The organism is Brevundimonas naejangsanensis (assembly GCF_003627995.1).
GTDB lineage: Bacteria > Pseudomonadota > Alphaproteobacteria > Caulobacterales > Caulobacteraceae > Brevundimonas > Brevundimonas naejangsanensis_B.
Window position 1 is genome coordinate 2853775 of the sequence record NZ_CP032707.1, and the last position, 21271, is coordinate 2875045.

The 21271-nt window shown below is 68.9% G+C and carries 21 protein-coding genes; 5 read left to right on the plus strand and 16 right to left on the minus strand.

The genetic code is table 11. The features are described from left to right. The first annotated feature begins 101 nt into the window (after positions 1-101). Together D8I30_RS13540 and trpE are read left to right on the plus strand one after the other, a co-directional pair. The gene (locus D8I30_RS13540) at positions 102-2018 is read left to right on the plus strand and encodes a peptidylprolyl isomerase (RefSeq protein WP_121483196.1); all 1917 of its coding nucleotides are present in this window, start codon (positions 102-104) and stop codon (positions 2016-2018) included. Beyond that, positions 2018-3556 (plus strand): anthranilate synthase component I, encoded by a 1539-nt coding sequence (trpE, locus tag D8I30_RS13545; RefSeq protein ID WP_121483206.1) that lies wholly within the window; start codon positions 2018-2020, stop codon positions 3554-3556. Before D8I30_RS13540 ends, trpE begins: the two co-directional genes overlap by 1 nt. On the opposite strand, the gene D8I30_RS13550 is transcribed toward trpE, so the two are convergent. Continuing rightward, the gene (locus D8I30_RS13550) at positions 3553-3741 is read right to left on the minus strand and encodes a hypothetical protein (protein WP_121483197.1); all 189 of its coding nucleotides are present in this window, start codon (positions 3739-3741) and stop codon (positions 3553-3555) included. The genes trpE and D8I30_RS13550 overlap by 4 nt on opposite strands. A 124-nt stretch (positions 3742-3865) precedes the next feature. Between D8I30_RS13550 and D8I30_RS13555 the strand changes: the two genes are divergently transcribed. The 3 genes from D8I30_RS13555 to trpC are packed head-to-tail and all read left to right on the plus strand — an operon-like array spanning position 3866 to position 6298. Further along, positions 3866-4456, plus strand: a complete 591-nt coding sequence (locus D8I30_RS13555) for an anthranilate synthase component II (RefSeq protein ID WP_121483198.1) — start codon at positions 3866-3868, stop codon at positions 4454-4456. Between the two features lie 4 nt (positions 4457-4460). Continuing rightward, on the plus strand, positions 4461-5495 hold the full coding sequence (gene trpD / locus D8I30_RS13560) for an anthranilate phosphoribosyltransferase (protein ID WP_121483199.1): 1035 nt from the start codon (positions 4461-4463) through the stop codon (positions 5493-5495). Continuing rightward, positions 5495-6298, plus strand: a complete 804-nt coding sequence (gene trpC / locus D8I30_RS13565; RefSeq protein ID WP_121483200.1) for an indole-3-glycerol phosphate synthase TrpC — start codon at positions 5495-5497, stop codon at positions 6296-6298. The genes trpD and trpC overlap by 1 nt, the downstream gene beginning before the upstream one ends. A gap of 172 nt (positions 6299-6470) precedes the next feature. On the opposite strand, the gene lpxB is transcribed toward trpC, so the two are convergent. From lpxB to rpsB, 15 genes are all read right to left on the minus strand, one after another. Next, positions 6471-7637, minus strand: a complete 1167-nt coding sequence (gene lpxB / locus D8I30_RS13570) for a lipid-A-disaccharide synthase (RefSeq protein WP_121483201.1) — start codon at positions 7635-7637, stop codon at positions 6471-6473. Beyond that, positions 7634-8473, minus strand: a complete 840-nt coding sequence (gene lpxI, locus D8I30_RS13575; RefSeq protein ID WP_121483202.1) for a UDP-2,3-diacylglucosamine diphosphatase — start codon at positions 8471-8473, stop codon at positions 7634-7636. Before lpxI ends, lpxB begins: the two co-directional genes overlap by 4 nt. After that, on the minus strand, positions 8470-9258 hold the full coding sequence (gene lpxA / locus D8I30_RS13580; protein WP_121483207.1) for an acyl-ACP--UDP-N-acetylglucosamine O-acyltransferase: 789 nt from the start codon (positions 9256-9258) through the stop codon (positions 8470-8472). The genes lpxI and lpxA overlap by 4 nt, the downstream gene beginning before the upstream one ends. Then, positions 9255-9719, minus strand: coding sequence for a 3-hydroxyacyl-ACP dehydratase FabZ (gene fabZ / locus D8I30_RS13585; RefSeq protein WP_121483203.1), 465 nt, complete (start codon positions 9717-9719; stop codon positions 9255-9257). The genes lpxA and fabZ overlap by 4 nt, the downstream gene beginning before the upstream one ends. Beyond that, a complete protein-coding gene (gene lpxD / locus D8I30_RS13590; protein WP_121483204.1) occupies positions 9716-10735 on the minus strand; it encodes a UDP-3-O-(3-hydroxymyristoyl)glucosamine N-acyltransferase in 1020 nt (339 codons plus the stop codon). Before lpxD ends, fabZ begins: the two co-directional genes overlap by 4 nt. 8 nt (positions 10736-10743) lie before the next feature. After that, the gene (locus tag D8I30_RS13595; protein WP_121483205.1) at positions 10744-11328 is read right to left on the minus strand and encodes an OmpH family outer membrane protein; all 585 of its coding nucleotides are present in this window, start codon (positions 11326-11328) and stop codon (positions 10744-10746) included. A gap of 34 nt (positions 11329-11362) precedes the next feature. Then, positions 11363-13780 carry an outer membrane protein assembly factor BamA gene (bamA, locus tag D8I30_RS13600; RefSeq protein ID WP_430804936.1) on the minus strand — a complete coding sequence of 806 codons (2418 nt, stop codon included), beginning with the start codon at positions 13778-13780 and terminating at the stop codon, positions 11363-11365. A 53-nt stretch (positions 13781-13833) separates the two neighbouring features. Continuing rightward, entirely contained in the window at positions 13834-15051 is a 1218-nt protein-coding gene (locus tag D8I30_RS13605; RefSeq protein WP_121483208.1) for a M50 family metallopeptidase, read from the minus strand. Positions 15052-15073: 22 nt separating this feature from the next. After that, a complete protein-coding gene (dxr, locus tag D8I30_RS13610; protein WP_121483209.1) occupies positions 15074-16270 on the minus strand; it encodes a 1-deoxy-D-xylulose-5-phosphate reductoisomerase in 1197 nt (398 codons plus the stop codon). Further along, positions 16267-17085 carry a phosphatidate cytidylyltransferase gene (locus tag D8I30_RS13615; protein ID WP_121483210.1) on the minus strand — a complete coding sequence of 273 codons (819 nt, stop codon included), beginning with the start codon at positions 17083-17085 and terminating at the stop codon, positions 16267-16269. Before D8I30_RS13615 ends, dxr begins: the two co-directional genes overlap by 4 nt. 1 nt (position 17086) lies before the next feature. Further along, entirely contained in the window at positions 17087-17845 is a 759-nt protein-coding gene (gene uppS / locus D8I30_RS13620) for a polyprenyl diphosphate synthase (protein WP_121483211.1), read from the minus strand. A 33-nt stretch (positions 17846-17878) separates the two neighbouring features. After that, positions 17879-18436: a ribosome recycling factor gene (gene frr / locus D8I30_RS13625; protein WP_121483212.1), complete on the minus strand. Its 558-nt coding sequence runs from the start codon at positions 18434-18436 to the stop codon at positions 17879-17881. Between the two features lie 40 nt (positions 18437-18476). Next, positions 18477-19214, minus strand: a complete 738-nt coding sequence (gene pyrH, locus D8I30_RS13630) for a UMP kinase (RefSeq protein WP_121483213.1) — start codon at positions 19212-19214, stop codon at positions 18477-18479. A 145-nt stretch (positions 19215-19359) separates the two neighbouring features. Then, positions 19360-20298 carry a translation elongation factor Ts gene (tsf, locus tag D8I30_RS13635; RefSeq protein WP_121483214.1) on the minus strand — a complete coding sequence of 313 codons (939 nt, stop codon included), beginning with the start codon at positions 20296-20298 and terminating at the stop codon, positions 19360-19362. Between the two features lie 100 nt (positions 20299-20398). Then, complete coding sequence (gene rpsB / locus D8I30_RS13640; protein ID WP_121483215.1) at positions 20399-21238, minus strand: 30S ribosomal protein S2; 840 nt, start codon at positions 21236-21238, stop codon at positions 20399-20401. Positions 21239-21271 lie beyond the last annotated feature (33 nt).

A 21271-nucleotide genomic window follows, 5' to 3' on the forward strand; every position in this document is an offset into this window, starting at 1 on the left:
GCCAAGATGTCGTCAAGCCTCACTTGCGGCGGCGGCCCTGCTCCCCCTATACGCGACCCTTGGCGCCCTTTCGACGCCGGCCCTCGTCAGGTTCTTCTTCGATGATCACGCTCTTCCGCAACTTCGCCAAGTCGAAATGGGCCGCGGGCCTGTTCGCCCTGATCATCCTCAGCTTCCTGGTGGTCGGCGCCCAGTCCGACATCTTCGCCAACCTGGGGCCGCGCCACATCATCAGCGCCGGCGACCGCAGCGTGGATTCGGGGCAGTTCCGCGCCGACTTCGAGCGCGTGCGCACCAATCTGCAGGAACAGGCCGGCCGTCCCGTCAGCTATGACGACATGGTCAAGGAGAACCTGCACCAGCAGTATCTCGACAGCCAGACCCAGCGCCTGGGCTTCCTGGACTGGGCCTATAAGGCCGGCATCCGCCCCGGCAAGGAGCTGGTTCTGGCGCAGATCCGCAAGATCCCCGCCTTCTTCAACCAGATCACAGGCCAGTTCGACAAAGACCTCTACACCCAGGCCCTGGCCCAGCAGAACCTGACCTCGGAAATGCTCGAGCAGGACCTACGCGACCAGTATGTGACCGCCCACGTCGGCTCGGCCGTGTTCGCCGGCCTGCAGGCGCCGCGCGTCTATGCCGCCCTGCTGGCGGGCCAGGCGCTGGAGACCCGCGACGGCCGCTGGTTCACCGTCACCCAGGACATGGCCGGCCGCGCCGCCGCCCCGACCGACGCCCAGCTGACCGCCTTCATGAAGGAGAACGAAGAGCGCCTGCGCAGCCCCGAGTTCCGCATGATCTCCCTGGTCCTGTTCACCCCGGGTCCGAACGATCCGCGCCCGACCGTCACCGAGGAGCAGATCAAGGAGCGCTATGAGTTCCGCAAGGCCGCCCTGGCCGAGCCGGAGAAGCGCACCTTCATGACCCTGACGGTCCCGACCAAGGCCGCCGCCGACAAGATCGCCGCCGACCTGCGCGCCGGCCAGAACCCGGCCGACGTGGCCAAGGCCAACAACATCCAGCTGGGCGATTACAAGGCCACGCCGCAGGCCGCCGTGGGCGACCCCGCCGTCGGCGCCGCCGTTTTCGGCCTGGCCGTCGACCAGGTCTCGGCCCCGATCCAGGGCCGCCTGGGCTTCACCGTGGCCAAGGTGGCCGCCATCCAGCCCGGTCAGGCCGTGACGCTGGAGGGCGCCCGTCCCGCCCTGACTCAGGAACTGCAGGCCGAAGCCGTCAAGGCCGCGACCTACGCCAAGGTCGAGCAGTTCGAGAAGGCCCGCCAGGAAGGCAAGAACCTGGCCGCCGCCGCCGAAGCGGCCAAGGCTCGCGTGATCCAGCTGCCGCCCTTCACCCAGCAGGGCCAGCTTCCCGACGGCCGGCCGATGAACGCCCCGCGCCAGGTCCTGGAAAGCGCCTACGCCCTGTCCAAGGGCGGCGAAAGCGACGTGATCGACGCCGGCGACGGCCAGTATTTCGCCGTGCGCCTGGACGACATCCGCGCGGCCGCCCTGCCGACCCTGGACGAAGTCCGCGCCCCGCTGGCCCAGCAATGGACCCTGCGTGAGAACGCCCGCCGCCTGTCGGCCAAGACCGAAGAACTGGCCGGGCGCGTCCGCGCCGGCGAGGACATCGCCAAGGTGGCCGCCGAATCCGGCGCCCAGCTGACCGTCCGCACCGGCGTGCAGCAGAGCCGCGCGGCCCAGGCCGAAGTCGGCGACGGCGTCCTGCGCGGCCTGTTCGGCCAGGGCAAGGGTCAGGTCTTCTCCGGCCAGCAGACGCAGGACAGCTTCATCGTCGGCCGCGTCGACGCCGTTCACGCCGCCGTCCCGGCCCTGGCCGCGCCGCTGGCCGAGCAGGCCCGTCCGCGCCTGACCGAAGAGCTGGCCAACGCCATGGCCGACCGCACCATCGCCGCGGCCGCCGCTCGCACCAAGTCGCGCAACGACCCGGCCCTCGCCCTGCAGGCCCTGGGCGTCGAGGCGCCGACCGCCGCGCCCGCGACGCCCGCCAAGAAGTGATGGCTCAGGAACAGACCGCAGCGCAGCGCGACCCCTTCATCGCCGGTCTGACGGCGGGCCGGCCCCAGGTGCTGGTCCGCCGCTTGGTCGACGATCTGGAGACCCCCGTCTCGGCCTTCCTGAAGGTCGGGCACGGGCGGCGCTACGCCAGCCTGTTCGAGTCGGTCGAGGGCGGCGCCGTCAACGGTCGCTACTCCTTCGTCACCCTGTCGCCGGACGTGGTCTGGCGCTGCCGCGACGGCAAGGCCGAGATCGCGCGCGGCGCCGATGTCCTGGCCGATATCTTCACGCCCGAAGACAGGCCCGCGCTGGGGTCCCTGCGCGCCCTGATCGCGGCGACGAAGTTCGACCTGCCCGCCGACCTGCCGCCGATGGCCGCCGGACTGTTCGGCGTCTTCGGCTATGACATGGTGCGGCTGCTGGAGCCGCTGGGCCCGGCCAATCCCGACCCGTTGGACCTGTCCGACGCCGTCATGGCGCGCCCGGCCCTGGTCGCCATCTTCGATTCGGTGAAGCACGAGATCGTGCTGATCTCCGCGGCCTATCCCGACACGGCGGCCGATCCGGCCCAGGCCTACACCGCCGCCGAGGCCCGGCTGGAGGATTTCGAGGACCGCCTGCGCGGCCCCCTGCCCATCCAGCGCGAGGTCGAGCCGGTTCCCGCGCCCGCCTTCCATTCCGACGTGGACGAGGCCGCCTTCGGCCGCATGGTCGCGCGGGCCAAGGACTACATCGCCGCCGGCGACATCTTCCAGGTGGTGCTGGCGCACCGCTTCTCGGCGCCGTGGGACCAGGACCCGTTCGCCTTCTACCGGGCGCTGCGTCGCGGCAACCCGTCGCCCTATCTGTTCTTCCTCGACTACGTTGACTTCCAACTGGCCGGGTCCAGCCCGGAAATCCTGGTCCGGTTGAAAGACGGCCGCGTCACCATCCGCCCCCTGGCCGGCACCCGCCCGCGCGGCGCCACGCCCGAGCAGGACAAGGCGCTGGAGGCCGAACTGCTGGCTGATCCCAAGGAGCGGGCCGAGCACCTGATGCTGCTGGACCTGGGCCGCAACGACGTGGGCCGCGTCTCATCGCCCGGCTCGGTCGAGGTCACGGAAAGCTTCGTGGTCGAGCGCTACAGCCAAGTCATGCACATCGTCTCCAACGTCAACGGCGCGGCCGATCCCAAGCTGGACGCAGTGGACACGCTTCTGGCCGCCCTGCCCGCCGGCACCCTGTCGGGCGCGCCTAAGGTGCGGGCCATGGAGGTTATCGACGAGCTTGAGACCGAGAAGCGCGGCGTCGGCTATGGCGGCGGCGTGGGCTACATCTCGGCCAACGGCGAGGCGGACATCTGCATCGTCCTGCGCACCGCCATGTTCGCGCGCGGCAAGATCTTCGTCCAGGCCGGCGCCGGCGTCGTCGCCGACAGCGATCCGGCCGCCGAATACGCCGAGACCCTGGCCAAGGCCCGTGCTCCGATGAAGGCGGCCGAGGACGCGTGGCGCTTCACCGCGACCACTCGCGGCCAGGGCGCCGGCGGATCAGTCTAAGGATTGGAAACCGTGGAACCCTGGTCAAACGACACGCCGGGGCCCGCGACCATGGTCCCGGCCAGAAGGACCGCCGCTGTGGCGGCGAAGGCGGCTGCGGCCAGCAGGCGCAGGGGTTTCGGCTGCTCGGCCGGCGCCTCGTTCAACAGGGCGCGGGCGTTACGAATGGCTTCAAGAGGGGTCAAGACGGAATTCTTCCGATGGCGATGCCCCTGTATCGCCTGGACAGCTTAACGTCCGCTTTCATTCGGCCCGCTTGGTCCCCCTACGCTTGGCCCCCGCCTCCCCCCGTCCTAAGAAGCCTTCGCCATGATCCTCGTCGTCGATAACTACGACAGCTTCACCTACAACCTCGTCCACTACCTCGCGGAGCTGGGCGCCCAGACGCACGTTGTCCGCAACGACGACCTGACCGTCGAAGAAGCCTGGGCGCTGAAGCCCGAGGCGGTCCTGCTGTCCCCCGGCCCCTGCGCCCCCGACCAGGCGGGCATCTGCCTGCCGCTGCTGCAGACGGCGGCGCAGACCATGCCCATCCTGGGCGTCTGCCTGGGCCACCAGTCGATCGGCCAGGCCTTCGGCGGCGAGGTGGTGCGCGCCAAGACCCTGATGCACGGCAAGACCTCGCCCATCCTGCACGAAGGGCGCGGTGTGTTCGGCGGCCTGCCCTCGCCCTTCACGGCGACGCGCTACCACTCCTTGGCCGTGCGCCGCGAAACCCTGCCCGACGCGCTGGAGGTCACCGCCTGGACCGAGGATGGCGAGATCATGGGCCTGTCGCACCGCACACGGCCGATCCACGGCGTCCAATTCCACCCGGAATCCATCGCCACCGAACACGGCCATGAGATGATCGCCAACTTCCTCGACCTGGCGGGCGTCCGGCGCCTGGCGACGGTCTGACGCCATGGACACCATAAAGCCCCTGCTGGCCAAGCTGGTCGACGGCCAGGTGCTGACCCTGGACGAGGCCAAGGCCTTCTTCGCCGCCTGCCTGCGCGGCGAACCGACCCCGTCCCAGGTCGCCGCCGCCGTCACCGCCCTGCGCATTCGCGGCGAGACGGTGGACGAGATCGTCGCCTTCGCCAGCGCCATGCGCGACGCCGCCCTGTCGCTGAACCACCCGTTCGACGAGGTGATCGACACCTGCGGCACCGGCGGCGACGGCCAGCACACCTACAATGTCTCGACGGCCGCCGCCTTCGTGCTGGCGGGCGCGGGCCTGAAGGTCGCCAAGCACGGCAACCGAGCCGTCAGCTCCAAGTCCGGTTCGTCCGACGTTCTGGCCGCCCTGGGCGTCAATCTGGACGCCACGCCCGCCCAGCAAGCGCGGGCGCTGGACCGGGCGGGCGTCGCCTTCCTGTTCGCCCCGACCTATCACGGGGCCATGCGCCACGTCGGGCCGGTGCGTGGCGAGATCGGCTTCCGCACCGTGTTCAACCTGCTGGGGCCGCTGTGCAATCCGGCTGGCGCGACGCATCAGGTCATGGGCGTCTATGATCCCGCCCTGCTGGAGCCGCTGGCCGAGGTGCTGGGCCGACTGGGCGCCAGGCGAGCCTGGACCGTCAACGGCCAGGGCCTGGACGAGTTGACCACCACGGGGCCGACCGAGGTGGCGGAATGGAAGGACGGCGCCGTGCGCCGCTTCACCGTCACCCCCGCCGACGCCGGACTGCCGCTGGCGACCATGGACGACCTGCGCGGCGGCGACGCCGAGCACAATGCGGCGGCCCTGACGGCCCTGCTGGCGGGCGAGCGCGGGCCTTACCGCGACATCGTCCTGCTGAACGCCGCCGCCGCTTTGGTTGTGGCCGGGCGGGCCGACGACCTGAAATCGGGCGCCGAGCTCGCCGCCGCCGTCATCGACGACGGCCGCGCCGCCGCCGCCCTGGCTGAACTGGTGCGCGTCTCCCACGCGCCGATCGAAGACGAGGACGCCTGATGAGCGACGTTCTGGACCGCATCGCCGCCTACAAGCGCGAGGACGTCGCCGCCCGCAAGGCCGCCGTATCGCAGGACGCCATCGAGGCGCGCGCGAAAAAGGCTTCGGCCCCGCGCGGCTTCCGCGCCGCCCTGGCCAGCCGCTTCGCCGAAACTGGCCGCCCGGCCCTGATCGCCGAGATCAAGAAGGCCAGCCCGTCCAAGGGCCTGATCCGCGCCGACTTCGACCCGCCCGTTCTGGCCCAGGCCTATGAACGCGGCGGCGCGTCCTGCCTGTCCGTGCTGACCGACGGCCCCAGCTTTCAGGGCGACGACGCCCATCTGACCGCCGCGCGGGCCGCCGTGGCCCTGCCCTGCCTACGCAAGGACTTCCTGGTCGATCCGTGGCAGGTGGCCGAGAGCCGGGCGCTGGGCGCCGACTGCATCCTGATCATCATGGACATGATCGACGACGCCCTGGCCGCTGAACTGCTCGCCGAGGCGACCCGCTGGGGCATGGACGCCCTGATCGAGACGCACGACGCGGACGAGATGGCGCGCGCCGCCAAGCTGGTCGAGGGCCGCGACGACGCCCTGATCGGCGTCAACAACCGCTCGCTGCGGACCTTCGAGGTCGATCTGGCGACGACGGAGCAACTGGCGGCGATGAGCCCGGAAGGCGCGTTGCTGGTCGCCGAAAGCGGCCTGTTCACGCCGCAGGACGTGGCGCGCGTGGCGAAGGCTGGCGCGCGCGCCCTGCTGGTCGGCGAAAGCCTGATGCGACAGGCGGACGTGGAAGCCGCGACGCGAGCTTTGCTGGCTTAAGCTCCCACCCGCAAAGCACCTTCAATCGTCATTCTCGGGCTTGTCCCGAGAATCCGGAAACGCAACGGGCTGCAAGGCTTAAGCGACGCCATCAATGTCGGAGTCTCTGGACCCCCGGCACGAGGCCGGGGATGACGGAGCAAAGAAGGCCAACAAGCGTCGAAGGTCAGCCTCAGCCCGCCTTCGCCGCAATCACCCGCAGCACCGCATCCGCCGCCAGTTCCGACGGGTCCGGCCCGCCGCGCCCCATCAGGTCCAGCGCCTGGGTCTGACGACGCGCCTGATCGGCCGCCGCCTCGGGATCGGTCAGCAGCCGCCCTACCGCCTTCGCCAGGGCCTGCGGCGTCGCCTCATGCTGGATGAACTCAGGCGCGATGCGCTCGTCGGCGGCGATGTTGAACAGGGTGATGTGCTTGGCCGTCACCAGCCGCTTCATCAGGACATAGCTCAAGCCGTCGATCTTGTAGGCGATGACCATGGGCGCGCCGGCCAGGGCCAGTTCGGTCGAGACCGTGCCGCTGGTGGCCAGGGCGGCGTTCGCGGCCTTCATGGCGTCGTACTTGTCGGCCTCCTGCACGACATGGGTGCGGAATGGCCAGGCGGCGACGCGGCCCGCCACGTCGGCGGCGACGGTGCCCGCCGCGACGACGGCGACCTCCAACCCCGGAATCTCGCCCTTCAGACGCTTCGCCGCGTCTTCATAGACGGGCGTCATGCGCGTGATCTCGCTGGGCCGGCTGCCCGGCAGGACCAGCAGCAGGGGCGCATCCGCCGCAATGCCCCGCGCCGCGCGGAAACGGGCGCCGTCGGCCCCCGCCATGTCGACATGCAGCGCCTGCGAGCCGACGACCGTCGTCGGCAGGCCCGCCTTCTCGAACCAGGGCGCGTCCAGCGCATAGAGGGCCAGCAGGTGATCCACCGCCCCCGCCAGCGTCGTCGCCCGGCCCGGTCGCGAGGCCCACACCTGCGGCCCGACGTATTTGATCAGCGGCGTCTTCGGCGAAGCGGCGCGGATCGCCTGGGCCACGCGGATGGTGAAGCCCCAGCTGTCGATCAGCACCACGGCGTCCGGCTTCTCCGCCGCCGCCAGAGCCGCCGTCTCGGCCACGCGCTTCTTGACCCGACCATAGGCCTTCAGCCCCTCGATCCAGCCCAGGATCGACAGTTCGGCGATGTCGAAGGGGCTGACGACGCCCTCGGCCGCCATCTTGGGACCGCCCACGCCGACGAAGACCACGTCATCGCCCAACCGCGCCTTCAGCGTGCGCGCCAGACCGGCCCCCAGGGCGTCGCCCGAAGCCTCGGCCGCCACCAGCATGACCTTCAGGGGTCGACTCATCGTTCCACTCCCCAGACGAACAAGCCCAGACGGTCGGCCGCCTCGACCAGACCTTCGTGGTCGATGACGATCAACCGACCCTCAAACCCGCCGATTCCCGCCAGACCGGCGGCGGCGGCGAGCTCGACCGTCGTCGGTCCAATAACGGGCATGTCGACGCGCAGATCCTGGATCGGCTTCGGCGCCTTGCCCAACGCGCCGCGCGCGAAACCCGGCGAGCCGCGCAGGTCGGCGGGCAGATGCGCCACGCGGCGCAGCATCTCGTCCGTGCCTTCCTGCGCCTCGACCGCCAGCACCAGGCCGTCGCAGACGACGGCGCCCTGACCGATGTCAAGTTCGCCTGATTTTTCAGCGACATGCAGCGCCTTCTTTAGATCCGAAAGCTGCTCTTCGGTCGGCGTCACTCGGCCTAGAGCCCCCGCCGTCAGCATCTCGCCGCCCAGAAGATCGTCCGCGCCCTCGACGGCGAAGCCTTCGTCCTCGAACACCGACAGGATCTTGCGCAGCAGGGCGTCGTCGCCCTTCGACGCCGCCGCGATGATGCCGGGCAGCAGGGATGCGCCCTTCAGATCGGGCTTCAAGGTCTTGAAATCTGGGCGATTGACGTAGCCCGCCAGACACACCGCACGGCAACCCTCGGCGCGCATGGCCTTCAGGATCTTGCCGATCTCGGCCATGCCGAAGTCCTGCCCCGGCCAGCGGTGCAGGTGGGCGTCGGCGAAACCCTTCAGGCGGATGATGAAGACCTCGCGCCCCTCGGCCTCGCAGCGCTGGGCGACGCGGATGGGCAGATCGCCAGAACCCGCGATCAGGGCCAGCTTGGGCGCGGTCGTCATTCCGCGCCCGGCAGGCACAGCGGGCGCTTGCCGCCGTCACGGATGAAGGCGACGATCTCCATGATCTCGGGCAGGTCGGCATAGGCCTGCTCGACCCGATCCAACCGCTCGGCGAAGACGCCGTCGCCCTCGAACAGATCACGATAGGCGGCCAGCAGGCGACGCACCGCGTCCTTGCCGTAGCCCTTGCGTTTCAGCCCGATCAGGTTGAGGCCGTGCAGGCTGGCGTGGTTGCCCCAGGCCGAGCCGTAGGGAATGACGTCGCGCGTCACTGCGGCCAAGCCGCCGACGATGGCGCCCTGCCCCACCCGGCCGTTCTGGTGCACGGCGCACAGGCCGCCCAGGAAGACCTTGTCGCCGATCCGGGCGTGGCCGCCCAGCGTGGCGTTGTTGGCCATGACGACGTTGTCGCCGACCACGCAATCGTGCCCGACGTGGGCGCCGGTCATGAACAGGTTGTTCGAGCCGACGCGGGTCACGCCCGTCCCCTGCGGCGTGCCCCGGTTGAAGGTGCAGTGCTCGCGGATCAGGTTGTTCTCGCCGATCTCCAGCCGCACCGGCTCGCCCTTGTAGCCGCCGTGCTGCGGATCACCGCCGATGACGGCGAAGGGGTGGATGGTCGTGTTCGCGCCTATGCTCGCATCCTGCTGGATCACGACGTGGCTGACCAGGCGCACGCCCTCGGCCAGGGTCACGCCCGGTCCGACCGTGCACCAGGGGCCGATGGCGACCCCGTCCGCCAGGGCCGCCGAGGCGTCGACAATGGCGGTCGGGTGGATGCTCACTGGGCGGGCTCCGCCACGGTCACGACCATGGCCATGAACTCGGCCTCGGCGGCCAGCTTGCCGTCGATGAAGGTCTCGCCGCGGAACTTGTAGGCGTCGCCGCGCGCCTTGATCACCTTGACCTCCATGCGCAGCTGGTCGCCGGGGCGAGCGGGCTTGCGGAAGCGCACGCCGTCGATCGACATGAACATGATGACCTTGTCCGCCACGGCCACGTCCAGCGACTTGGACATCAGCAGGGCGCCCGTCTGGGCCATGGCCTCGACGATCAGCACGCCCGGCATGACCGGGTCGATCGGGAAGTGACCGGGGAAGAAGGGCTCGTTATGGGTGACGTTCTTGATGCCGACGATCGAGGTCGCCGCCACGAAATCCTCGGCCTTGTCGACCAGCAGGAAGGGGTAGCGATGCGGCAGGCGACGCATCACCTCGGCGTAGTCGATCTTGTTGTCTTCGCTCATTCTTTCGATTCCTTCGCGCCCTTCTTCTGGGACGCCTGTTTGGACAGCCACACCGTCTCGCGCAAGAACTGGCGGAGCGGTTTGGCGGGATAGCCGGACCAGGTCTCGCCCGGCGGAATGTCGGCCAGGACGCCGCCGCCGGCCGCGACGCGGGCGCCTTCGCCGATGGTGATGTGGTCGCCCACGCCCGCCCGGCCGCCGAAGATGCAGTTGTCGCCGCTGGTGACCGAACCCGAGATGCCGGTGTGCGCCGCCATCAGGTTGTTGCGGCCGATGACGCAGTTGTGGCCGATCATGACCAGATTATCGATCTTGGTGTTCTCGCCGATGACGGTGTCGTCGTAGGCGCCCCGGTCGATGCAGGAGTTGGCGCCGACCGTCACCCCGTCCTGCAGGATCACGCGCCCCAACTGGGGGATGTCCACCGGCCCCGCCTTGGAGCCCGCCGCGCCGAAGCCCGCCTCGCCGATGCGCGCGCCGGCCAGCAGCGTCACCCGGTCGCCGACCAGGGCGCAGCCCACGGTGACGTTGGCGCTGATCAGGCAGTCGCGGCCAATCTGCACGCCCGGCCCGATGACGGTGTTGGCCCCGATGCGCGTGCCGCGCCCGATACGAACGCCTTCGCCCAGGATCACGCCCGGCTCGACCACCACGGTGTCGTCCTCGGCGGCCTCGGCGACTGCGATGGCGCGGTCCAGACGGACCGGCCGGTGCAGCAGGGCTGACGCCCGCGCCCAACTCGCCTGCGCCTCGCCCGAGACGATGACGGCGGCGCCAAGGGGCGCCAGGTCAACGGCCGACGCCGGCACGATCACGCAGCCGGCGTTCGTTTCAGCCAGGGCGGCGGCGAACTTGCGGTCGCCCATAAACGCGATCGCGCCCCGGTCCGCACTGGACAGGGGCGCGACGGCCGAGATGACGACTTCGCCGCCCCGGACGACCTCCCCGCCGATATGCTCGGCGAGGGCGGCGACCGTCAGGGGCGACAGGGTCTGGAAGAACCTCGGATCGGGCATGGCCCGCCTTAGGACTGCGGCTGGGCCGGAACCGGCATGCGGTTGAAGTTCAACGTCGGCAGCTGGGCGTTCAGGCGCTGGATCACGGTGTCGGTGACTTCCATGGCCGGGTTCAGGATGAAGACGCTCTCGCGGTCCAGCATGATGCCGCAGCCCTTCTCCTGATAGACGGCGACCAGGATCGGCTCGATGGCTTCCGAGATCTTCTGGCGCTGCTGGGCCAGGGTGTAGCGCAGTTCGTTGTCGCGCGTGGCTTCCAGTTGCTGGGCTTCCTGGATGCGCTGCTGCAGGGCCTGACGGCGCTGGTTCATCTGATCGGCCGGGATGGTCGCCGCGCCTTGCTGCAGAGCCTGGGCCTCGGTCTGGATGGCGGTGGCGTAGGGCTGAAGCTCGCCCTGCACTTCCTTGGCCAGTTGCTCGACGCGGGTCTGGACGGCCTGACCGACGGTCGACTGGGCCAGGACGCGCTGGCTGTAGAAGACGCAGACGCCGGGGATGGCCGGCCCCGGGTTGGCCGGGCCTTGCGTCTGGGCCAGGGCGGCCGATGCGGTCAGCGAAGCGAGGGCGAAGGCGCCGATAGCGATGAGTTTCATAATCTAAGCCTTAGTGGCGGCGGTCAGGCCGCGGTTAGAACTGGGTAGAGGTCGAGAAGCGGAAGGTCTCGGTCTTGTCGTAGTCTTCCTTGGCCATAACCTTGGACAGGTCGAAGCGGATCGGCCCCATCGGCGAGCGCCAGTGGATGCTGATGCCGGCGGCGGCGCGCAAAGCCAGGTCGTCGACGATGTTCGGGTTGCGCAGACCCGTCGCCGAGTCGACCAGATAACGGTCGTCCAGCTTGCCGATGGTGCCGACATCGGCAAACAGCGAAGTCTTGATGCCGTATTCCTCGGGCAACATGTTCGGCAGCGTCAGTTCAACCGTGCCGATGGCGTAGAAGTTGCCGCCCAGGGCGTCGGTCGTGGTCAGGTCGCGCGCGCCCATGCCCGCCGTTTCGAAGCCGCGGAAGGTGTTGCCGCCCTTGAAGAAGCGGTCGTTGATCCGGATCGGGTCGCCGTTCCAGCCGCTGACGTAGCCCGCCTGGCCCTGGACGCTGACCACCCAGTTTGGGCGGATGCCGTAGTACCAGGAGGCGTCGGCCTCGGTCTTGATGTAGTTCACGTCGCCGCCGATGCCGGCGAAGTCCTGACGCAGCGAGGCCGACCAGCCGCGCGTCGGCCGGACCGGATCGTTCAGCCGGCTCACCAGAAGGGTGTAGCCGGCCGAGGAGTTGATGAACGAGCCCGCCTGGTCGCACAGGGCCGAGGACCCGCCGCCTACGCCGCTGCCGCAGTAGCCGAAGGGGATGACGACCTCGTCGTCCTTCAGGAAGTAGCGGGTGCTGAAGTTGGCGTAGCCGTTCAGCGGATAGGTGACCCGCACCCCGCCGCCGGTCGAGCGATAATCGTAGGACGAGTATTTGCTCAGGTCGTAGCGGATGTGGAACAGGTCGAAGCCCGCCCGCACGTCGCGGCCCATGAACTTGGGCTCGGTGAAGCGGAAGTCGATCTGCTGGCGCAGCGAGCCCCACTCGGCGCGGGCCACGACGTTCTGGCCGCGACCGCGGAAGTTGCGCTCGGTGATGCCCAGGTTCAGCACGAAGGAGTCGACCGAGCTGAAGCCGGCGCCGACCGACAGTTCGCCAGTGGGCTGCTCCTCGACGGTGACGTTGACGACCGAACGGTCCGGCGCGCTGCCGCGCGTCTCCTCGATCTTCACGTCCTTGAAGAAGCCCAGGGCGCGCAGGTTGTTGCGCGAACGCTCGACCAGGGAGCGGTTGAAGGCGTCGCCCTCGCCCACCATCAGCTCGCGACGGATGACGCTGTCCAGGGTGCGGGTGTTGCCGACCACATTGATGCGGTCGATGTAGACGCGCTGCCCCTCGCGGACGTTGAAGGTCACATTGACCGTGTCCGTCTCGGGATCGGCCCGATAGGTCGGGTTGATCTCGACGAAGGCGTAGCCCGCCGAACCGGCGGCGAAGGTCAGGGTGTCGACCGCCGCCTGGATGCGATCGCTCTCATAGAGGTCGCCCTTGCGGATCGGCAGCAGCAACTGCAGGAAGTCGGCGTTCAGGCGGTCGTTCTCGGTGACGACCTTGATCTCGCCGAAGTTGTAGCGGTCGCCCTCGTCCACGGTCACGGTGACGCCGAACGCGCCGTTGTCCGGCTTCAGCTCGGACACGGACGACAGGATGCGGAAGTCGTAATAGCCGCGGTTGGTGTAGAATTTCCGCAGCTGCTCCCGGTCATAGTCCAGACGGTTCGGGTCGTAGTTGTCGTTCGTGCTGAACAGCCGCCACCAGGAAGACTGCTTGGTGACCATGACCTGACGCAGGTCGCTGTCCGAGAACGCCTTATTGCCCAGGAAGGTGATGGCGGCGATGCCCGTCTCGGGGCCCTCGTCGATCTCGAACACCACGTCGACGCGATTCTGGTCCAGCTGGACCAGCTTGGGCGTCACGGTCGCGGAGATCCGGCCCGACAGGCGATACAGTTCGACGATCTTGCCGACGTCTTCCTGGACGCGGGCGCGGGTGTAGATGCCGCGCGGCTTGATGGTGACCTCATCGCGCAACTTCTTCTCGGCCAGGGCCTTGTTACCCTCGAAGGTCACCTGGTTGATGATCGGGTTTTCGGCGATCTCGACGATCAGGTCGCCGTTGGCCTGGAGCCCGATCTGGACGTCGGCGAACAGGCCCGTGCGCGACAGGGTGCGCACCGCCACGTCGATGGTCACGGCGTCGATGGTGTCGCCGGGCTGGATCGGCAGATAGGACAGGACCGTGGTCTGGTCGATGCGCTGGTTGCCCCGCACCACGATGCGGTTGACCAGGGCGCGCTCGGTCTGGGGCGCCAGCTGCATCTGGGGGGCCTGGGAAGGATCCTGGGCCTGGGCAGCGGCCTGGGCAGGGGCCGCCTGCTGGGCCAGGGCCGGCTCAGCCAGTCCGGCGGCGAAGATCAGGGCCAGGGCGCTGACCCCGAGAATGCGGCCAGGAGTCTGGATCATGAGGCGGCTGTCGTTTTGAGTCATGCGGGAAACCATCGGGGGCTGGCGTCGGCTCACGAGACGAGCCCGCCGAGGAATTTGAAGAGATTGAGCTTCTGCAGATCGTTCCAGGTCGCGAACAACATCAAACCCGCCAGCAAAGCAAGACCGACCCGATATCCCGCTTCCTGAACCCGGGCGGCCATCGGACGGCGCGCCACGGCTTCATAGGCGTAGAACAGCAGGTGCCCCCCATCCAGAACGGGAATAGGCATCAGATTAAGAAAGCCGATTCCGACCGAAAGTATGGCGGCGAAGCTCGTCAGCGTCAGCAAGAGATTGCGAACGATGGCCCAGGGCTCGGAATTGGCCGCGACGGCGGCGTTGGTCAAGGCCCCGGAAGCCTTGGCGATTCCCAGCGGCCCGCTGAACTGATCGCCGGTCTCGCGGCCGGTGAAGATGCGACCGATATAGGTCAGGGTGGTGCTCAGGATGGCGCCGGTTTCGCGCACCCCCTGCCCCACGGCCGCGACCGGGCCGTAGCGGACATGGCGAATCTCGTCGCGCGTCGAACCCAGAGCCAGGCCGATGCGGCCCACGCTGACCCGGCCGGCGATGCGGTCGGTCTCGACCCGGCGCTCGGGCGTGGCGGTCAGTTGCACGGCGCGGTCGCCGCGCTCGACGATGAAGCGCACCGGATCGCCGCTGCTCAGGGCCACCACGCGCGTCACCTCGCCGCCGTCAGAGATCAGCTTGCCGTTGACGTGGGTGATCAGGTCGCCCGGCAGGAAGCCCGCCGCGGCGGCCGGCGACTGGGGCTGGACCTCCATCACCCGCGCGGGGCGCAGGTCGACGCCCACCAGGCTGAACAGCAGGGTGAAGATGAAGATGGCCAGGACGAAGTTGGCGAAGGGCCCGCCCGCCACGACCAGGGCGCGCTGCCACAGGGGCTTGAAATAGAGGTAGTCGCGCTCGGCCCCCGGGCCATGTTCGGCCGTCACGGCCTGGCGCAGAGCCTCTAGGCCCGCCCGGTCGGGCACGCCCGTGGCGTCCAGATCGCCCGAGAACTTCACATAGCCGCCCAGCGGCAGCCACCCCAGGCGCCACTCGACCCCGCGCCGGTCCGTTCGCCTTAGGATGGCGCGGCCGAAGCCGATGGAGAAGCGGTCCATCTTCACGCCGAAGGCCCGCGCGGTGAGGAAGTGCCCCAGTTCGTGCACCGTCACCACGACCGTCAGGACGAGCAGGAACGGCACGACGTAGATCAGGACCTGGCCGATGACGCCTAGCATGCCGTTCGTATCTCCCGTGCCCCTAGGCCGCGATGTTCAGCGAGGCGATGACGTCGCCTGCGATCCGTCGCGCCTCCGCATCGACCGCCAGGGCCGCGTCGCAGGCATCGTCGGAACCGCAAGACACGCCCGCGCCCGTCGCCTTTTCAAGGGTGTCGGCGACGACTGCGGCAATATTGAGAAAGCCCAGCCGCCGGTCAAGGAAAGCCAGGGTCGCGACCTCGTTGGCCGCGTTGAACACGATGGGCGCCGATCCGCCCGCCGCCAGGGCCTCGCGCGCCAGCCGCAGGGCCGGGAACCGCTCCTCGTCCGGCGCCTCGAAGGTCAGCCGGCCCAGGGCCGCCAGGTCCAGCCTGGGCGCGGGCCAGGCCAGGCGGTCCGGCCAGGCCAGGGCGCAGGCGATGGGCGTCTTCATGTCCGGCGGGCCCATCTGGGCCAGGGTCGAACCATCCACATATTCCACAAGGCTGTGGATGATCGATTCCGGGTGGACCACGACGTCGATCCGCTCACCCGGCATGTCGAACAGATAGGCGGCCTCGATCAGCTCCAGCCCCTTGTTGGCCATGGTGGCGCTGTCGACCGAGATCTTGGAGCCCATGCTCCAGTTCGGGTGGGCCACGGCCTGTTCGGGCGTGATCCGCGTCATGGCGGTCCGCGGCAGGGTGCGGAACGGCCCGCCCGAGGCGGTCAGCACCAGCTTGGACACCCGCTCGGGCGCCTCGGCCGGAAAGACCTGGAAGATGGCCGAGTGCTCGGAGTCGACCGGGATCAGCCGCCCGCCGCTGCGCTTGACCCGTTCGATCAGGGCCGGGCCGCAGCAGACCAGGCTTTCCTTGTTGGCCAGTGCCAGGGTCGCCCCGGTCCCGGCCGCGGCCCAGGCCGAGCGCAGGCCCGCCGCCCCGACGATGGAGGCCATGATCCAGTCAGCCGGCCGCACGGCCGCCTCGACGACGGCGTCCGGCCCCGCCGCCGCCTCGACGCCGGTTCCGGCCAGGGCAGCGCGCAACTCATCCAGGCGCGCCGGATCGGCGGTGACGGCGATGCGCGGCCGCCAGCGGCGCGCCTGCTCGGCCAGTCGGGCGATGTTGGCGCCCCCGGTCAGGGCCTCGACCTCGAAGGCGGCCGAACCCGCGGCCTGGGCCTGCGCCATCAGGTCCAGGGTCGAAGAGCCCACCGATCCGGTCGAGCCCAGGACGCTGACGCGGCGCGCGATCACGCCGCCCGCTCCAGCATCAGGACGATCAGCCGCCCGGCCGCCACCACGACCACGGCGAACATCAGCCCGTCGACCCGGTCCAGCAGGCCGCCGTGGCCGGGAATCAGATTGCCCGCGTCCTTGACCCCAAAGCGACGCTTCAGCGCCGATTCCCACAGGTCGCCGCCCATGGTGGCCAGGGCCGCGGCCAGGCCCAGCACCCCGCCCCAGACGGCGTTCAATCGACCCATTTCGAGCCAGCCCGCCATGGCGGCGCCGGCGATCATCCCGGCGGTCAGGCCGCCGATGAAGCCGGACCAGGTCTTGTTGGGCGAAAAGCGCGGCCACAGCTTGGGCCCGCCGACGAAGCTGCCGACCAGATAGGCCAGGATGTCGGCCGACCAGGCCACGGCGAAGACCAGAACGGTCCAGTACAGCCCCTGCGCCTCATTGAGGTCCCGCAGCCAGATCAGCAGGACGCAGGGCCAGCCGAGGTAGAGGACGCCATAGGCGGCGTCGAGCGCGGATTCCCCGCGCGTGCGGGCGAACAGCCCGGCCGCCAGAGCGCCGAACACCATCAGCACAAGGGCCAGGGAGATCTGGCCGACATGGGCCGCGATCACCGCCACGACCAGGGCCAGGGCCACGCTGACACCGACCGAGCGCCACAGGCGCGGCGCGCTCATCCGCGCCCATTCGAAGGCCAGCAGCACCGCGGCCGCAACGACCAGGGCGCAGAACCAGTCGCCGCCCGCCCAGGTCGCCAGGACCGCGGCGGGCGCCAGCACGACCGCCGAAGCGGCCCGCAGGGCGATGTCGCGAGGCTTCAACGCCATCTCAGCTCACCGCCTCGCCATAGGGCGCCGTCACCGCTTCGCGTCCGCCGTAGCGGCGCTCGCGCTGGCCGAACTGGGCGATGGCCTCGGCCAGGGCCTCGGCGCCGTAGTCCGGCCACAGGATCTCCTGGAACACCATTTCGGCGTAGGCCGCCTCCCACAGAAGGAAGTTGGACAGGCGCTGCTCGCCCGAGGTCCGCACGATCAGATCGACCGGCGGCGACCCGGCCGTCGACAGGCCGGTGCCCAGCATCTCCTCGTCCACGACCACGTCCTCGCCCGCGCGGGCGCGATCGACCAGTCGCTGTGCCGCGTCGACCAGGTCGGCCCGGCCGCCGTAGTTGAAGGCCACCTGCAGCAGGAATTTGTCATTGCCCGCCGTCTGGGCCTCGGCCCGCTCGACGATGGCGGCGATGTCGGAGGGCAGGCCCTTGCGCCGGCCCAGCACCTTCACCCGCACGCCCGCGGCGTCCAGCCGGTTCAGATCGCTGCCGACGAAGGCCCGCACCAGGCCCATCAGGTCCGACACCTCGTCGGCCGGACGGCTCCAGTTCTCGGTCGAGAAGCCGAACACCGTCAGGCATTCCACGCCCAGTTCCGGCGCCGCCTTGATGGTGCGGCGCAGGGCCTGGACCCCCTCGCGGTGGCCCACGGCGCGCGGAAGGCCCCGGCGCTGCGCCCAGCGGCCGTTGCCGTCCATGATCAGGGCGACGTGACGTGGCCCCTTTTCAGGCGCCGTGGCGACGGGCTCGGCCGACATATGGGACCTTCCTTGGCGGGACTGACGGCGTCGTCAGACCTGCATGATCTCGACTTCCTTGGCCTTCAAGGTCTCGTCGATGCGCTTGATGGCGGCGTCGGTGTCCTTCTGGACCTCGGCTTCCATCTTCTTGTGTTCGTCCTGGCTGATGTCGCCGGCCTTTTCAGCCTTTTTCAGCTCGTCGTTGGCGTCGCGGCGCACGTTGCGCACGGCGACCTTCTTGTCCTCGGCGTATTTGCCGGCCAGCTTGACCAGGTCCTTGCGGCGCTCTTCGGTCAGCGGCGGGACCGGGATGCGCAGGGTCTGGCCGTCGACGACGGGGTTCAGACCCAGGCCGGCCGAGCGGATGGCCTTCTCGACCGAGACCACCATGCCCTTGTCCCAGACGCTGACCGAGATCATGCGCGGCTCCGGCACGCTGATGGCGGCCACGGCGTTCAGAGGCGAAATCGAGCCATAGGCCTCGACCATGACCGGTTCGACCAGGCCCGCGCTGGCGCGGCCGGTGCGCAGTCCGGCGAAATCGTCCTTCAACGCGGAAACGGACTTGTCCATCCGGTCACGGAACGTCTTGAGATCGGGTTTGGCCATGGCTGTGTCCTTGGTCCTGTCTTGGGTCGATAGAGGCCGCTCAGGCGGCCTTGTTGGTGATGACGGTGAAGGTGCCCTGCCCCGTCAACGTCTTGTGCAGCGAGCCTTCCTCGCGGATCGAGAAGACCACGATCGGAATGCCGCTGTCGCGCATCAGGGCGATGGCCGAGGCGTCCATGACGCGCAGGTCCTTGGCCAGGACCTCCTGATAGGTCAGCGTATCATAGCGCGTCGCCGTCGGGTCCTTCTTGGGGTCGGCGGTATAGACGCCGTCCACGCTGGTGCCCTTCAGCAGGGCGTCGCAGCCCATTTCGGCGGCGCGCAGCGCGGCGCCCGAGTCCGTCGTGAAGAAGGGCGCGCCCACGCCGGCGGCGAAGATCACCACCCGGCCCTTTTCCAGGTGACGCATGGCGCGGCGACGGATGTAGGGTTCGGCGATCGCGGCCATCGGAATGGCGCTCTGGACGCGCGTGTCGACGCCGATCTTCTCGAGCGCGCCCTGCATGGCCAGGGCGTTCATGATGGTGGCCAGCATGCCCATGTAATCGGCGTTGGCCCGGTCCATGCCCTCGGCGGCCTTGGACAGGCCGCGGAAAATATTGCCGCCGCCGATGACCAGGCAGATTTCGACGCCCTGACGCGCCACGGCGGCGACGGCCGCCGCCACCACGTCCACGGTCTTCATGTCGATGCCGTAGGCCTGGTCGCCCATCAGCACCTCGCCCGAGACCTTCAGCAGGACGCGCTTGTAACGAAACTCAGAGGGGGCGTCGGGCATGGTCAGGGGTCCGTGGATACAGGGGTTAGCATCCGCGCGAAGTGAATCGGCGGCTCATCATAGACGAAGGGCGCGCCGGCCTTCAAAGCCGAACGCGCCCAAACGCATAATTCTCCCTCCCCGGCCCGGGGAGGGAGACGTCTTCTTAGTTGCCGCCGGTCATCGAGGCGACTTCCGAAGCGAAGTCGGGGGTCTCGACCTTCTCGACGCCTTCACCCAGCGCCAGACGGACGAAGCCGGCCAGCTTCAGCTCGGAGCCCAGCTCCTTGCCGGTGTTGGCGACCAGCTGCTCGATGGTCACGTCCGGGTCCATGACGAACGGCTGCTTCGACAGCACCACGTCCTTCTGGAACTTGTTGATCTGACCTTCCACGATCTTCTCGATCATGTTGTCCGGACGGCCTTCTTCCTTGGCCTTCTCGATCAGGACGGCGCGTTCCTTTTCGATCGCGGCCGGATCCAGGTCCGAGGTGTTCAGGGCCAGCGGAGCCGTGGCCGCCACGTGCATGGCGATCTTGCGGCCCACTTCGCGCAAGGTTTCCTTGTCGCCAGCGCCTTCCAGGGCGACCAGCACGCCGATGCGGCCGACGCCGGGCGAGACGGCGTTGTGGACGTAAGTCGAAACCACGCCTTCATCGACCGACAGGCGAGCCGCGCGACGCAGCTGCATGTTCTCGCCGACGGTGGCGATCAGGTTGGTGACTTCGTCCTGAACGGTCTTGCCGTTTTCCAGGGTCGCGCCGTGGATGGCTTCGACGCCGTCGTGGTGCAGTCCCAGCTGGGCGAATTCCTTGGCGGCCGACTGGAACAGGTCGTTGCGGGCCACGAAGTCGGTTTCGGCGTTGAACTCGATGGCCGAGGCGACTTCGCCCTTGCCGTCCTCGCGCACGGCGACGGCCACCAGGCCCTCGGCGGCGACGCGGTCGGCCTTCTTGGCGGCCTTGGACAGGCCCTTGGCGCGCAGCCAGTCGATGGCCGCTTCGATGTCGCCGTTGTTCTCAACCAGCGCCTTCTTGCAGTCCATCATGCCGACGCCCGAACGCTCGCGAAGCTCCTTCACGAGGGCGGCAGTGATCTCGGCCATGTTCTTCTCCTGAAATTCAAAATGGGCGGCCGGACTGTCTAGCCCGGCCGCATGTCAAGTTGACGTCGGTCCGGCGCGCGGCGGCGCCGGAACGTCAGTCTCAGCCTTCGACCTTCTCGGCCTCGGCGGCGACCAGCTCTTCAGCCGCGCCTTCCGTGCCGGCCGGAGCGGCTTCGGCTTCAGCCACGACGGCTTCACGCAGAGCCGGCTCGACCGGAGCTTCTGAAGCGCCCAGGTCGATGCCCTGAGCGGCGGCGCCGGCGGCCAGGCCGTCCAGGACGGCGTCGGCGATCAGGTCGCAATAGGTCTGGATGGCGCGGGCGGCGTCATCGTTGCCCGGCACCGGATAGGTGATGCCGTCCGGATCCGAGTTGGTGTCCAGGATGGCGATGATCGGGATGTTCAGCTTGCGGGCTTCCTGGATCGCGATCGATTCCTTGTTGGTGTCGATCACGAACATGATGTCCGGCACCGAACCCATGTCTTTGATGCCGCCCAGCGACAGCTCCAGACGGTCCTTCTCGCGCTGCAGGGTCAGCAGCTCTTTCTTGTTCCGGCCTTCGCCGGTTTGAAGGATGGCTTCCAGTTCGCGCAGGCGCTGGATCGAGTTCGACACGGTGCGCCAGTTGGTCAGGGTGCCGCCCAGCCAGCGGTTGTTCATGTAGTATTGGGCGCAGCGCGTGGCGGCCTGCGCGACCGGGTCGGCGGCCTGACGCTTGGTGCCGACGAACAGAACGCGACCGCCCTTGGCGGCCACGTCGCGCACGGCGACCAGGGCCTGGTGCAGCAGCGGCATCGTCTGCGACAAGTCGATGATGTGGATGTTCGAGCGCGAGCCGAAGATGTAGCGGTCCATCTTCGGGTTCCAGCGGTGCGTCTGGTGGCCGAAGTGAGCGCCGGCTTCCAGCAGCGTGCGCATCGAGAATTCAGGCAGAGCCATGATCGTCTTTTCCTTTTTCCGATCAAACCTAGC